This is a genomic window from Methylobacterium pseudosasicola, from assembly GCF_900114535.1.
In the GTDB taxonomy this organism is placed as follows: domain Bacteria; phylum Pseudomonadota; class Alphaproteobacteria; order Rhizobiales; family Beijerinckiaceae; genus Methylobacterium; species Methylobacterium pseudosasicola.
The window spans coordinates 104,463-117,651 of record NZ_FOTK01000006.1; the positions used below are offsets into that span (position 1 = coordinate 104,463).

At 71.1% G+C, this 13,189-nt stretch carries 12 protein-coding genes; 8 read left to right on the forward strand and 4 right to left on the reverse strand.

Translation table 11 applies throughout. The features are described from left to right. Positions 1 to 106: 106 nt before the first annotated feature. Genes nthA through BM228_RS08240 form a run of 3 tightly spaced genes read left to right on the forward strand, consistent with a single transcriptional unit; the run spans position 107 to position 1,730 of the window. Positions 107 to 754, forward strand: a complete 648-nt coding sequence (gene nthA / locus BM228_RS08230) for a nitrile hydratase subunit alpha (protein ID WP_092038896.1) — start codon at positions 107 to 109, stop codon at positions 752 to 754. Next, positions 751 to 1,410, forward strand: coding sequence for a nitrile hydratase subunit beta (gene nthB / locus BM228_RS08235; RefSeq protein WP_092038898.1), 660 nt, complete (start codon positions 751 to 753; stop codon positions 1,408 to 1,410). The genes nthA and nthB overlap by 4 nt, the downstream gene beginning before the upstream one ends. Then, positions 1,407 to 1,730 carry a nitrile hydratase accessory protein gene (locus BM228_RS08240; protein WP_092038900.1) on the forward strand — a complete coding sequence of 108 codons (324 nt, stop codon included), beginning with the start codon at positions 1,407 to 1,409 and terminating at the stop codon, positions 1,728 to 1,730. The genes nthB and BM228_RS08240 overlap by 4 nt, the downstream gene beginning before the upstream one ends. Here the strand turns inward: BM228_RS08240 and BM228_RS08245 are convergent. Both BM228_RS08245 and BM228_RS08250 read right to left on the reverse strand, forming a co-directional pair. Next, positions 1,718 to 2,593, reverse strand: coding sequence for an MBL fold metallo-hydrolase (locus BM228_RS08245; RefSeq protein ID WP_092039132.1), 876 nt, complete (start codon positions 2,591 to 2,593; stop codon positions 1,718 to 1,720). The genes BM228_RS08240 and BM228_RS08245 overlap by 13 nt on opposite strands. A 143-nt stretch (positions 2,594 to 2,736) precedes the next feature. Then, positions 2,737 to 3,756 (reverse strand): SDR family oxidoreductase, encoded by a 1,020-nt coding sequence (locus BM228_RS08250; RefSeq protein WP_092038902.1) that lies wholly within the window; start codon positions 3,754 to 3,756, stop codon positions 2,737 to 2,739. Positions 3,757 to 3,947: 191 nt separating this feature from the next. Here BM228_RS08250 and BM228_RS08255 point away from each other — a divergent pair, with 191 nt between their 5' ends. The 5 genes from BM228_RS08255 to BM228_RS08275 all read left to right on the forward strand — a co-directional run bounded on the left by BM228_RS08255 (position 3,948) and on the right by BM228_RS08275 (position 11,675). Beyond that, a complete protein-coding gene (locus tag BM228_RS08255; RefSeq protein ID WP_092038904.1) occupies positions 3,948 to 4,208 on the forward strand; it encodes a hypothetical protein in 261 nt (86 codons plus the stop codon). Positions 4,209 to 4,478: 270 nt separating this feature from the next. Beyond that, entirely contained in the window at positions 4,479 to 7,892 is a 3,414-nt protein-coding gene (locus tag BM228_RS08260) for an acyl-[ACP]--phospholipid O-acyltransferase (protein WP_092038906.1), read from the forward strand. Positions 7,893 to 8,056: 164 nt separating this feature from the next. After that, positions 8,057 to 8,269 (forward strand): hypothetical protein, encoded by a 213-nt coding sequence (locus BM228_RS08265; RefSeq protein ID WP_092039134.1) that lies wholly within the window; start codon positions 8,057 to 8,059, stop codon positions 8,267 to 8,269. Positions 8,270 to 8,343: 74 nt separating this feature from the next. Then, on the forward strand, positions 8,344 to 10,488 hold the full coding sequence (gene pbpC, locus BM228_RS08270; RefSeq protein ID WP_092038908.1) for a penicillin-binding protein 1C: 2,145 nt from the start codon (positions 8,344 to 8,346) through the stop codon (positions 10,486 to 10,488). Positions 10,489 to 10,631: 143 nt separating this feature from the next. Further along, the gene (locus BM228_RS08275; RefSeq protein ID WP_092038910.1) at positions 10,632 to 11,675 is read left to right on the forward strand and encodes a cytochrome-c peroxidase; all 1,044 of its coding nucleotides are present in this window, start codon (positions 10,632 to 10,634) and stop codon (positions 11,673 to 11,675) included. A gap of 54 nt (positions 11,676 to 11,729) precedes the next feature. Here the strand turns inward: BM228_RS08275 and BM228_RS08280 are convergent, their stop codons facing one another. Beyond that, complete coding sequence (locus BM228_RS08280; RefSeq protein ID WP_092038912.1) at positions 11,730 to 12,479, reverse strand: glycerophosphodiester phosphodiesterase family protein; 750 nt, start codon at positions 12,477 to 12,479, stop codon at positions 11,730 to 11,732. Positions 12,480 to 12,481: 2 nt separating this feature from the next. Next, positions 12,482 to 12,955, reverse strand: a complete 474-nt coding sequence (locus BM228_RS08285; protein WP_092038914.1) for a RidA family protein — start codon at positions 12,953 to 12,955, stop codon at positions 12,482 to 12,484. Between the last annotated feature and the right edge of the window lie 234 nt (positions 12,956 to 13,189).

Consider the following 13,189-nt stretch of genomic DNA (forward strand, 5'->3'; position numbering starts at 1 on the left):
AAAAACCGGAGGATCGCGCAATCCATCGCGATCATGATTGATACATCGCAACGGCAGTGGCCGTGGGCGAGGCGCCGGTGCAGAATACCGATGGCCAGGAGGACGGATGAGCCACGACCACGCGCACGCGCATGACCACCCGCATGGCAGCGATCTCTCGCCCATCGAGGCGCGGGTCCGCGCGCTGGAATCCCTGCTGACCGAGAAGGGCTATATCGACCCGGCGGCCCTCGACACCCTCGTGGACCTCTACGAGAACAAGGTCGGGCCGCATGCCGGCGCCCGGGTGGTGGCGCGGGCCTGGGCCGATCCCGAATACCGGGCGCGGCTCCTGTCCGACGCCACGCCGGCCATCGCCGAGCTCGGCATCGGCGGGCGCGGCGGCGAGCACATGGTGGTGGTGGCCAACACCCCAGAGACCCACAACCTCGTCGTATGCACGCTCTGCTCCTGCTACCCCTGGCCGGTGCTCGGCCTGCCGCCGGTCTGGTACAAGGCGCCGCCCTACCGCGCCCGGGCGGTGATCGACCCGCGCGGCGTGCTGGCGGATTTCGGGGTGACGATCCCGGAGACCACCCGGATCACCGTCTGGGATTCCACTGCCGAGACGCGCTACATGGTCCTCCCGATGCGCCCCGCGAACACCGAGGGTTTCTCCGAGGAGGCCCTGGCCGCCCTCGTCACCCGGGACGCGATGATCGGCACCGGCCTGCCCGGAACGGTCCCGCCGAGCCCGCCGGAGATGCCGGTATGAACGGCGCCCAGGATCTCGGCGGCGCGCACGGCTTCGGGCCGGTGGTGCCGGAGCCGGACGAGCCGGTGTTCCACGCCGACTGGGAACGCCGTGTCTTCGCGATGGCGATGGCCATGGGCTACACCGGCGCCTGGAACCTCGACGGCAGCCGCGCCAACCGCGAGTCGCTGCCGCCGGCCCAGTATCTCGCATCGAGCTACTACGAGATCTGGCTGGCCGCCCTGGAGAAGCAGGTCGCCGCCGCGGGCCTTGCGACTCCCGACGAGATCGCGGCGGGCCGCGCCTCTGAGGCGCCGAAGCCCGTGGCACGGGTGCTCGCCCGTGAGGGCCTGGAGGCGCGCTTCCGGGCGGGCTTCCCGAGCAGCCGCGATCCCGCCGCCCCGGCCCGGTTCGTGGTGGGTGATGCCGTCGTTGCCCGCAACATCCACCCGACCGGGCATACCCGCCTGCCGCGCTACGTCCGCGGGAAGCGGGGCCGGATCGAGCGCATCGACGGCGCCTTCGTCTATCCCGACACCAACGCCTACGGGGCGGGCGAGAACCCAACCTGGCTGTACACCGTCAGCTTCACCGCTGCGGAGTTGTGGGGTGAGAGCGGCGATCCGGGCGGGATCGTCACGGTGGCAGCCTTCGAACCGTATCTGGACCCGGCGTGAGCGAACCGCTTCCAAAAACCTTCGCGGCGCCTTGGGAGGCGCAGGTCTTCGCCCTGGTGGTGTCCTTGCAGGAGGCGGGGCTGTTCACCTGGGCGGAGTGGGCAGACCGACTCGGCAACGCGATCCGGCCCGCCGCTGCCCCTGAGCAGGCCGCCGATTACGGTGCTTGGCTCGCCACCCTGGAAACGATCCTGGCCGAGCGCGGGATCGCGACCCCCGACAGCGTGGCAGTTCGCACTGAAGCGTTCCTGCGCGCTGCTGCGGCAACACCGCACGGCCGGCCAATCCGTTTGGAGAATGATCCGCTCTACCGGTCCTGAACCGGCAGGCTGTCGAGCGGCACCGGCGCGGCATGCGCACGGCCGCTCAGCAACTGATCCAGCAGCGCCAGAACCTCGCGCCGGCCGCAATTGCGCGCGGGCTCAAACGGCGTCCACGTCTGGGTGAAATCGAGGCGCTCGAACACGTCGCGGTAGCGGCGCAGCTCGCCCGGCGTGAGCGGCACCCCGCGCACGAACGCCTTGTGGGCCGAGATCGTCGTGGCCCGGCGCGGATCGGCCGGATCCAGCTCGAACTTCAGGGCGTCGCCGCAGAAGCAGATTTTCCGCGTCCGGTCGTACAGGACGGCGTGGCCGTCGAAATGCCCCGCGGTGCGATGCAGCTCCAGACCCGGCAGGGGCTCGAGGAAATCGTCATACGGCCAGCTCACCTGAAGCGCGGCACTCCAGATGAAATCGGCTGCGGGCAGGCATAATTCCGGGTCGAACCGGTCCTGGAGCTGCGTCAATGCCCCGTAAGCATGCGGATGCGAGGCCGAGAGCACCTGTAGGCCGCCGAGCATCGCGATCTGCTCGAGGGCGGCCTCGCTGAAGACCGGGCAGCCCTCGAAACCCATATTCCCGTGCTCGGTCTGGATCAGGTAGGCGGAGGGGCCGATGCCGGAGACCGGCTCGTTCCAGAACCGCCAGACACCCGGCTCCAGTTCCTGCCAGTGGCACGGGAAGGCGTCCTGCGCCTCCCGGGCGGTGCGGAACCGCCAGCCGTCCTGCGGCACCACGTGGCGGACATCGAGGCAGAGCGGGCAGGACGGAGGCGCCTCGAAATGGCGCTGCCAGAACCCGCAATTGTCGCAGGTATAGGCGGGCAGCTTCAGGGCGCCCGCGAAGGGCAGATAGCCGGGCATCGTCTCGAACCTCTTCTGGCGCATGGTCCCGGGATTCCAAAGGGCTCAGCCCTTTGGCGGGGTTCGGGGGTGGGACCCCCGAAACACCAGGGCTCCGCCCTGGACCCGCAAAAGGTCTCGGACCTTTTGAAACCAGGACGTGTCTAGCGAGTCCGGTCAGGTAGCGCAGCCCGCCGGGGCCGGGTGGCTGCCACGGCTGCGGCAGCGAGCCCGAGAAGCGCCAGACCCGCGAGGCCGCCGACCGCCAGGTCGCGCGTCCGGCTCGTGACGAACTCGCCCCGTGTGGTCTTCATCCGGTCGGTGAACCGCCCGTCGATGCCGACCTGGCCCGGCACGGGGTCGTAGAGGTTGCCATCCATGTCGGGGATCGTCGTGTCGGACAGCTGGGCTGACCACATCGAGGCCGCCTTGCGGTCGGCGAGCGCCGGGGCCAGCGCCTGCGCGGCGGCCATCATCATCGACGAGCGCCCGACCCAGACCTCCCGGCGCGGATGTTCCACCGCGTAGACGATCGCCTCGGCGCAGAGCCGCGGGTCGAAGACCGGGTCCGGAGCGTATTGACGATGGCCGGTGCGATTGCGCGCCCAGTTGAATTGCGGGGTGTTCACCGCCGGCAGGTAGACCACGCTGAGGCTGACGGCGACCTTGTCGTGGAGCAGCTCGCAGCGCAGGGCGTCGGTGAAGCCGGAGACGGCGAACTTGGCCGCGCAATAGGGCGCCTGAAGCGGCGCCGCCCGGATCGCGAGGCCGGACGAGACCTGGATGATCGCGCCGCGGTTGCGCCGCTTCATGTAGCGGAGCGCCGCCAGGGTGCCGTAGACTTGGCTGAGATAGGTGGTCTCGGTGACCCGCCGATACTCGTCCGGGGTGATCTGGTCGGCCGGGTTCACCACGGTCGACATGGCGTTGTTCACCCAGGCCCGGATCGGGCCAAGCTCGGTCTCGATCCGGGCGGCGGCGGCGTCCACGGCCTGTGGATCGGCAACGTCGGCCGCGATCGCCAGGACCGGCTGGCCGTAGGCGGCGAGCGCCCGCTCGGCGGCGGCGAGCCGCCCGGGATCACGCGCCACCACGGCCACCGACCAGCCGCCGGCGGCGAAGCGATGCGCGGTTGCGAGCCCGATTCCGGCGGTCCCTCCGGTAACGACTGCAACCCGTGCCATCCTGCCTCACTCTTTGGAACAACTGCTGCGGCAACGAGCATCGCCCCCCCCGGTTGCGCCGCACCACCGTGCCGGAACGTCACGGCCGCCGGTCTTTTTAGAACCCAACGCGCAACGTCCGACGATGAGCGCTGTTGGTTCTGCGTAGTCGCGCGCAACCGAAGCGCGGCCGGCCTTCGAGGATCGCAGCCATGCGTTCTGGACGACGGTTCTCCCTGCCGATCGATCCCTGGCCGCAGGCCTCGCTCGGCGAACGGATGTCGGTCGGGCTGGTCCTGACCCTGCTGCTCGCGGTCCCACTCTGCGCCGCCAGCGCCGTGATGGTCGTGAGCGCGACGATCGGGGCCTACATCACCTGGTCCTACGACCTCGGCGCGTCTCTGCGGAACGCCATCGAGCGCCAGATCGGCCGGATGGCCGGCGCGCATGGACGCGCGTTCCGGAAGGTCTGAGAGGCGTCTCGCGTCCAGGCCTGACCGGCGCGCAACTGTTGCAATCGTTTGCCGAACCGTCATTGCGAGCGCAGCGAAGCAACCCAGGGCGGCGCGCGATCCCCGAACCCTGGCGCGTCACTGGGTTGCTTCGCTGCGCTCGCAATGACGGCGTCGTCCGGATGAAGCGCGAACCGGTGTATTGCGACTCCGCAACCACCGCCTGACGCAAGGCCGATTTGACCTCGACGCATCGGCTGGGCCAGTCAGGTTCGGAACCGAGAGATCGCCATGTTCCGTTCCCTGATGAGTGCCCGGCGCTTCGCGCCGCTGTTCTGGTGCCAGTTCTTCTCGGCGTTCAACGACAATTTCCTGAAGAACGCCCTGGCCTTCCTGATCCTGTTCGGGATCGGCGGGCAGGCGGATGCGCATGCGGGCGTGCTCGTCACCCTGGCGAGCGCCGTGTTCATCGGGCCGTTCTTCATCCTGTCGGGCCTGGGCGGCCAATGGGCCGACCGCTACGACAAGGCGCTGATGGCGCGCCGGCTCAAGTTCGCCGAGATCTTCGCCGCCGGCACCGCGGTGCTCGGGTTCCTGCTGCATTCGGTGCCGGTGCTGTTCGTGGCGCTCGGCCTGTTCGGGACGATCGCGGCCCTGTTCGGCCCGATCAAATACGGGATCCTGCCGGATCATCTGCGCCGCGAGGAATTGCCCGCCGGCAACGCGCTGGTCGAGGCCGCGACCTTCCTGGCGATCCTGCTCGGCACGATCGCGGCCGGCGCGGCCTCGGCGCTTGGCGGCTCGGGCCTGGTGTTCGGCATCCTGGTGATGGGCTTCGCGGTCCTGTGCTGGCTCTCGGCCCGGATGATCCCGCCCACCGGGGAGGGGGCGCCGGACCTCCATGTCGATCGCAACGTGGCGCGCTCCACCGCCTCGCTGCTGCGCGACCTCTGGGCCGATACGCGGCTGTGGCGCGGCTCGCTGACGGTGAGCTGGTTCTGGCTGGTCGGCGTGGTCGTGCTGTCGCTGCTGCCTGTTCTGGTGCGCGGCGCCTTCAACGGCACCGAGACGGTGATCACGCTGCTGCTGGCCTTGTTCTCGATCGGCATCGCCGTGGGCTCGGGCCTGGCCTCGTGGCTCGCCAGCGGCCGGATCGTGCTGCTGCCGACGCCGGTCGGGGCGGTGCTGATGGGCCTGTTCGGCCTCGACCTCGCCTGGACGATCGGACACCTGCCTCCGCCGCCCGCGGAGGCGATCGGTCCGTTCGACTTCCTGCAGACCGGCGAGGGCCTGCGCACCGCCATCGGCTTCCTCGGGCTCGCCGTCTCCGGCGGCCTCTACATCGTCCCGTCGTTTGCGGCCGTGCAGGCCTGGACCGAGAAGGCGATGCGGGCCCGCATCATCGGGGCGGTCAACGTCGTGACCGCCGCTTTCATGGTCGCCGGCACCCTGGCGCTCGCGGCCCTGCAGGGCGCCGGCCTGTCGATCGCCAGCCTGCTCGCCCTGGTGGCAGTGCTGAACCTGATCGTCGGCGCCGTCGTGTTCGCAACCCTGCCGACCAGCCCGTTCCGGGACGCGCTCTCGATCCTGTTCCGGGCCTTCTACCGGCTGGAGGTCCGCGGGCTCGACAACGTCGCGGCGGCCGGGCCGAACTGCATCCTGGCACTCAACCACGTCTCGTTCCTCGACGCGCCGCTGGCCCTGTCACTGCTCGACCAGGAGCCGGTCTTCGCGGTCGATAGCGGCATCGCCCAGCGCTGGTGGGTCCGGCCGTTCCTGCGGGTCACCAAGGCGATGCCGCTCGACCCGACCCGACCGCTGGCCACCCGGACCCTGATCAACGCGGTCAAGGGCGGCGAGACGCTGATCATCTTCCCCGAGGGCCGGCTCACCGTCACCGGCAGCCTGATGAAGGTCTATGACGGCGCCGGGCTGATCGCCGACAAGTCTGGGGCCATGGTCGTGCCCGTGAAGATCGACGGGCTGGAGCGCACCGCGTTCTCGCGCCTGTCCCGCTCGCAGGTCCGCCGCCGCTGGTGGCCGAAGGTGACCGTGACGGTGCTGCCGCCGGTGCGGCTCACCGTGGACGACACCCTGCGGGGCAAGGCCCGCCGGCAGGCGGCGGGCGCCGCCCTCTACGGCATCATGTCGGACCTGCTGTTCCGCACCGCCGACACCGACCGCGGCCTGATGGCGGCGCTGATCGATGCCGGCGACCGCCATGGCTGGCGCCGCACCGCGCTCGAGGACCCGGTCACCGGCCGCCTGACCTACAGCCGGCTGGTCCTGGGCGCCAACGTGCTCGGCCGCAAGCTGATGCCGCTCGCCCCCGAGGGCGGCCGGATCGGCGTGATGCTGCCCAATGCCAACGGCGCGGCCGTCACCCTGTTCGCCCTGGCCTCGGCGGGCCGGGTGCCGGCGATGATCAATTTTTCGGCCGGGCCGGCCAATGTGCTCTCGGCGTGCCGGGCTGCGCAGGTCGACAGGATCCTGACCTCCCGGGCCTTCATCGAGAAGGGCCGGCTCGGCAGCCTGATCGAGGCGATCAGGGGAACGGTGGAGCTGGTCTACCTGGAGGACGTGCGCGCCACCGTCACGACTTCGGACAAGATCCGCGCTCTGCTCGCCGGCCGGAAGCCCCTGGTGAAGCGCACCGGCGAGGATCCGGCGGCGGTCCTGTTCACCTCGGGCAGCGAGGGCACGCCCAAGGGCGTGGTGCTGGCCAACCGCTGCATGCTCGCCAACGTCGCCCAGGTGGCGGCCCGGATCGATTTCGGGCCCACCGACAAGGTGTTCAACGTGCTGCCGGTGTTCCACGCCTTCGGACTGACCGCCGGGCTGATCCTGCCCCTGGTCTCCGGCGTGCCGGTCTATCTCTACCCGTCGCCGCTGCACTACCGGATCGTGCCGGAGCTGATCTACGGCTCGAACAGCACGGTCCTGTTCGGCACCGACACGTTCCTGACGGGCTATGCCCGGGCCGCGCATGCCTACGACCTGCGCTCGCTCCGCTACGTCGTGGCCGGCGCGGAGGCCGTGAAGGACTCGACCCGCAAGACCTGGGGCGAGAAGTTCGGGCTGCGCATCCTGGAGGGCTACGGCGTCACCGAGTGCGGACCCGTGGTGGCGCTGAACACGCCGATGTTCAACCGCTTCGGCACGGTCGGTCGGATCCTGCCCGGTATCGAGACCCGCCTGGAGCCGGTGCCCGGGATCGAGGAAGGCGGCCGCCTCGCGGTGCGCGGCCCGAACATCATGCTCGGCTACCTGCGGGCGGAAAGACCCGGCGTGTTGGAGCCGCCGCCGGAGGGCTGGCACGACACCGGCGACATCGTGGCGATCGACGCCATGGGCTTCGTGACGATCAAGGGCCGGGCCAAGCGCTTCGCCAAGATCGCCGGCGAGATGGTCTCGCTCGCCGGGATCGAGGCGCTCGCCGCCGAGCTCTGGCCGAACCAGCCGAGCGCGGTCGCCGCCGTGCCGGATCTGCGCAAGGGCGAGCGGCTGGTGCTGTTCACCCAGGAGAAGGGCGCGACGCGCGCCGCCTTCCAGACATTCGCCAAGCAGCGCGGCGCCTCGGACGTGGCGATCCCCGCCGAGGTCGTGGTGCTGGACGCGATCCCGATGCTCGGCAGCGGCAAGGTCGATCAGGTCGCCGTCACCAAGCTGGCGCAGGAGCGGGCGAAGGAATCCGCCGCGGCCTGAAAGGGGCGTATCAACCTCCCGTTGCACATCACCCAAACAGGGGATGCGGGCGACTGCGAGATCGCCTGGTATCACGAATACAGTCCTGATTCGATCAATCTTCAAGGATTGCGGTTTCGGGACTGGATTTCGCGATTCGTGTGCATTTCGACGAGGGGTTGAACATGCTGAAGGGCAGGCGATTTCCGATCTGGCTGACCCGGCGGAGCTACTTCAAGCGGATCGAGCGCTGGGCGAAGCCCGACAAGGGGCGCAAGGCCGCTCCGCAGATCCTGGAGATCCAGCCCGCCCTTTCGGCCTCCAACGTCGTGCCGTTCCCGATCCGGCTGGGTCCGGCGGCCCGGCCGGCCTTCGGGGATCTGCGCGGCATCGGCTGAGCCCGCCCGGGACTTGCCTGGCACCACGGATCGGTGAATCTGGTGCGCCGGCCGGTTCCGGGACGGGAGGATGCGTGCCGCACCACGGGCCTGATTCCGCGGCCGCCGCATCGCCCCGGCGCGCCCGGCGCCGCGCGGCGAGCCTTGGCCTCGGGATCGCGGCCCTGCTGGTCGGGGTCATCGCGGCGAGCGCCGGGCTGGTCTGGCGCTACGCCGCTTCGCTGCCGCCCCTCGACCTGACGGCGGCCGCGGCGCGCTCCACCGTGGTGCTCGACCGGTTCGACACGCTGCTGCGCCCCTTCGCCACCGCGGATGGTCGCTGGCGCCTGCCGGTCACCGCCGCGGCCGTCGATCCGCGCTACCGGGCGATGCTGCTCGCCTACGAGGACCGGCGCTTCGAATCCCATCCGGGCATCGACCCGGTGGCGATCCTGCGCGCCGCCGGGCAATGGCTGGCCCATGGGCGGATCCTCTCCGGCGGCTCGACCCTGTCGATGCAGGTCGCCCGCCTGGTCGAGCCGCGCCACGAGCGCTCGCTCAAGGCCAAGCTCCGCCAGATGGTGCGGGCTTTGGCGTTGGAGCGGCAGCTCGGCAAGGCGGCCCTGCTCGATCTCTACCTGGCGCTCGCCCCCTATGGCGGCTCCCTCGAAGGCGTGCGGGCGGCGAGCCTGTCGTATTTCGGGCGGGAGCCGGCCCGGCTCACCGCGGCGCAGGCGGCCCTGCTGGTCGCCCTGCCGCAATCGCCCGAGACCCGCCGGCCGGACCGATTCTCGGGCCGCGCCCGGGCCGCCCGCGACCGGGTGCTCGATCTGGCGGCGCGCCGGGGCGTCCTCACCCCGGCCGAGGCTGAAGCCGCCAAGGCCGAGCCGGTGCCGCAGGCGCGAAAAGCCTTCCCGATGCTGGCCGCCCACGCCGCCGAGGAGGCGGTGGCCGCCGAGCCCGGGGCGTCGGCGATCCGCCTGTCCATCGACGGCCCCCTCCAGGCGCGGCTGGAGACGCTCGCGGCCGAGCGCGCCGCCGCGACAGGGCCGGCCCTGTCAGCTGCGATCCTGGTGCTCGACAACCGCGACGGCCGCGTCCTCGCCCAGGTCGGCAGCGCCGGCTATCTCGATCCGACCCGGCGCGGCGCGATCGACATGACCCTGGCCCTGCGCTCGCCGGGCTCGGCCCTGAAACCCTTCGTCTACGCCCTGGCCTTCGAGAACGGGCTCGCCCATCCCGAGACGCTGCTGGAGGACCGCCCAGCGCGCTTCTCGGCGAATTACGCGCCCGAGAATTTCGACCTGACCTTCCAGGGGACGGTCACCGCGCGGCGCGCCCTGCAGCTCTCGCTCAACGTGCCCGCGGTGGCGCTGATGGAGGCGGTGGGACCGGCGCGCTTCATCGCCCGGTTGCGGGCGGCGGGCGCCGGGATCCAGCTCCCCCGCGAGGCGGCGCCGGGCCTGCCGGTGGCCCTCGGCGGCCTCGGCATCACGCTCACCGACTTGGCTCGGCTCTATGCCGGTCTCGCCCGGGGCGGGTCGGTGCCGGACATCCTGCGCCGGGCCGCAGAGCCCGAAGCGAGCGGCCCGGAGCACCGGGTCACCGAGCCGGTGGCGGCCTGGTACGTCGCCGACATCCTGCGCGGGACGCCGCCGCCCGAGAACGCCCTGCCGAACCGCATCGCCTACAAGACCGGCACCTCCTTCGGCTACCGCGACGCCTGGGCGGCGGGCTTCGACCGGCGCGTCACGGTAGTCGCTTGGATCGGGCGTCCCGATGGCGCCGCGGTGCCCGGCCTCGTCGGCCGGGTCGCCGCCGCCCCGATCCTGTTCGACGCCTTCGCGCGGCTCGGGACCGAACCCGAGCCGATCCCGCCGCCGGCCAACGTGTTGAACGCGGCAACGTCCGGCAGCCTGCCGCCGCCGCTGCGGCGCCTCCAGCGCGACGGCGCGGACATGCAGGGCCCGGCCCTCAAGATCGCCTATCCGCCGGACGGGGCGCGGATCGATCTCAGCCTCGCGGGCGAGCGCGCGGAGGAGCGCGACGCAGCGAGCCCGGGCCTCGCCCTCAAGGCGCTCGGCGGGGTGCCGCCGCTGACCTGGCTGGTCGACGGCCAGCCCGTGGCGCAGACGGCGCGGCGCCGGGCCGAGTGGGTCCCGGGCGGGGCCGGCTTCGCCCGGATCTCGGTTCTCGATGCAACGGGGGCGAGCGACAGCGTCTCCATCCGGCTGGAATGACGGTGCGGATCAAAGATTGTGCGACGAAAATGCCTGGGTGCGGCACTCTGCACCCGCCAATACGCTCGCGAAGACCGATCTTTCTATTCGGATTCATCGGTCGTCAACGAATACCGGCCTAAAGCTCACCGGTGAGGTCGGTGATGGCTTGGAAGGTCGGCGCCGCAATCGCGGGGCTTCTCGGATTGGTCGGCGTGACGGCCGGACTCGGAAGCGGGGGCGATCCGCGCCGCGCCGGCTGGCGCGACTCCTATCGCCCGCCCGCCGAGATCCCGTTCCCCAGCGAGAATCCCTATTCCGCCGCCAAGGCCGAGCTCGGCCGGCGCCTGTTCTTCGATCCGATCCTGTCCGGCGACGGCACCCGGGCCTGCGCGACCTGCCACATCCCGGACCTCGCCTGGGGCGACGGCCGCGCGCGCGCCGCGACTCGGATGCAGGGCGACATGGACCTGCGCACGCCGACCCTGATCAACATCGCCTGGCAGGACGGCCCGCTCGGCTGGGACGGAAAGTTCCGGAGCCTTGAATCCGTCGCCGCCATGCCGATGACGTCGCCGGCCAACATGAACCTGCCGATGGCCGACGCGCTCACCCGGCTCTCCGCCGACGCGAGCTACGCGGCCGCCTTCGCCACCGCGTTCGACGATCCGGCCATCACCCGCGAGCGGCTGGAGGCGGCGCTCGCCACCTTCGAGCGCCTGATCGTCGCCGGGCCGACCCCGTTCGACCGTTGGATCGCCGGCGATGAGGCCGCCATCGGCGAGCCGGCCAAGCGCGGGTTCGACCTGTTCAACGGCCGCGCCGAGTGCGCGAGCTGCCATTCCGGCTGGTCGTTCACCGACAATTCGTTCCAGGACATCGGCGTCGGCACCGGCACCGATATCGGCCGCGGCCGCCTCAAGCCGACCTCGGCCGCCCTGCGCTACGCCTTCAAGACCCCGACGCTCCGGGAGATCGGCAAGCGCGGCCCCTACATGCATGACGGCTCGGTGGCGACCCTGGAGGCCGTGATCGACCTCTACGACCGCGGCGGCATCGACCGCCCGAGCCGCTCCCGATCGATCAAGCCGCTCCATCTCAGCGCCACAGAGAAGGCGGACCTGCTGGCATTCCTGGCGACCCTCTCGACCAAGACAGACCGCGACCTGACGACGGCGTCGTTCACGACGACGGTTCCGGCTCCCTGAGCCGGATTGTTCCGGCCGCCACGCCGTGCCCGGCGCTCCGGCGGCGCGCGCCAGTCAGGGAACGAACCCCTCGAACACCATCTGGTCTGCATGCGCGCCCGCGCGGGCGCGCTGGTCGTCGGTCCGCACCGTCCAGGCCATGACCGGGATGCGGCTGAGGAGGCGGCACAGGTAGGTCGGCGCGCAGGGCAAGTCGTCGACCCGCCAGGATAGGAAGTCGGGCCGCGACTCCGAGAAATGCAGCAGGTTGGACAGGGCCCGGCGCGTCGCCCAGGGCATGCCGGCATAGGCCGGGTCGTCCTGCGTGGTCTCGGCGACGATCCCCCGGGGGATCGCGGGCGGGCACAGGTCGCGGAGCGCCGTGACCACCTGCGGATCGAAGGATTTCAGCGCCACCGGGCCGGCATAGGCGGCGGCGATCGCGGCGGCGCGGGTCGCCAGCCGCGGATCGCCGTCGTAGCGGGATTTGACCTCGACCACGACCGGCACCGCCCCGGCCACCGCGGCCAGGAAACTCGTGAGCGTCGGGATCGTCTCCGCGGTCCCGGCGACGGCGAGCGTCCCGAGCTCAGCCGCCGACTTGGTATCGATCGCCTCGCTCGCCTCGGTCAGCCGGCCCAGCGCGGCGTCGTGGAACACCATCGCCTCGCCGTCGGCGCTCAGCTGAACGTCGCACTCGATGGCAAAGCCGCCCGCCACGGCGGCGCGGGCGGCGGCCAGAGTGTTCTCCGGCCGGCCCGCCGCCCGGTCGTGCAGCCCGCGATGGGCGATCGGCCGCGCGGTGAGCCAGTCGGGCGCGGCCACGTTCAGCGGACCTCGAAGATCGCCTCGACCTCGACCGCGGCGTCGAGGGGCAGTTCGGCGACGCCCACCGTGGAGCGGGCATGGCGCCCGCTATCGCCCAGCAGCTCGACCATGAGGTCGGAGGCGCCGTTCATCACCCCGGCCACCGCCGAGAAGCCCGGCGCGGCGTTGATGAAGCCGCCCAGCCGCACGCATTGCTCCAGCGCGCGATCGAGATCGCCCACCGCGGCTTCGAGCTGAGCCAGGACGTTGAGGGCGCAGAGCCGCGCCGCCGCCTTGCCGGCCTCGGGCGAGACGCTGCCGCCGACCTTGCCCTTGTGCTCGGGAGCGATGGTGCCGTCCGCGCCGAAGCAGACCTGGCCGGAGATCACCACGAGGTCGCCGGTGCGCACGAACGGCACATAGTTCGCCACCGGTGCCGCCGCCTTCGGCAGAGTGAGGCCCAGCTTCTCGAGGCGTTCCTTGATCGTGCTCATGGGATTCTCCCGCGCTGACTCGACTCGGCCGGAGCAGGAGCATGACCGCGCCCCGCCGCGCAAGGGGACGAGCCCGGCCATGCGGGTCTGAAATCCGATTCCCGCCAGCATCCTGCAGAGCAGCCGCGCGCGCGGCATGGACCCTGCAACGTTGACAGGAGGCGGTCGTTTCATAGTAATCGCGCGCGTGCCGCCCATGACGAGGCGGCACTTTCATTTGGAGCCGGCTATCGC

What these genes read in the sequence shown, in the direction of transcription:
- BM228_RS08255 (WP_092038904.1), top strand. Translation starts at nt 3,948, where the DNA reads ATGCGTTCTGGACGACGGTTCTCCCTGCCGATCGATCCCTGGCCGCAG.
- BM228_RS08275 (WP_092038910.1), top strand. Translation starts at nt 10,632, where the DNA reads ATGGCTTGGAAGGTCGGCGCCGCAATCGCGGGGCTTCTCGGATTGGTC.
- BM228_RS08260 (WP_092038906.1), top strand. Translation starts at nt 4,479, where the DNA reads ATGTTCCGTTCCCTGATGAGTGCCCGGCGCTTCGCGCCGCTGTTCTGG.
- BM228_RS08285 (WP_092038914.1), bottom strand. Translation starts at nt 12,955, where the DNA reads ATGAGCACGATCAAGGAACGCCTCGAGAAGCTGGGCCTCACTCTGCCG.
- nthB (WP_092038898.1), top strand. Translation starts at nt 751, where the DNA reads ATGAACGGCGCCCAGGATCTCGGCGGCGCGCACGGCTTCGGGCCGGTG.
- BM228_RS08250 (WP_092038902.1), bottom strand. Translation starts at nt 3,756, where the DNA reads ATGGCACGGGTTGCAGTCGTTACCGGAGGGACCGCCGGAATCGGGCTC.
- BM228_RS08245 (WP_092039132.1), bottom strand. Translation starts at nt 2,593, where the DNA reads ATGCCCGGCTATCTGCCCTTCGCGGGCGCCCTGAAGCTGCCCGCCTAT.
- nthA (WP_092038896.1), top strand. Translation starts at nt 107, where the DNA reads ATGAGCCACGACCACGCGCACGCGCATGACCACCCGCATGGCAGCGAT.
- BM228_RS08265 (WP_092039134.1), top strand. Translation starts at nt 8,057, where the DNA reads ATGCTGAAGGGCAGGCGATTTCCGATCTGGCTGACCCGGCGGAGCTAC.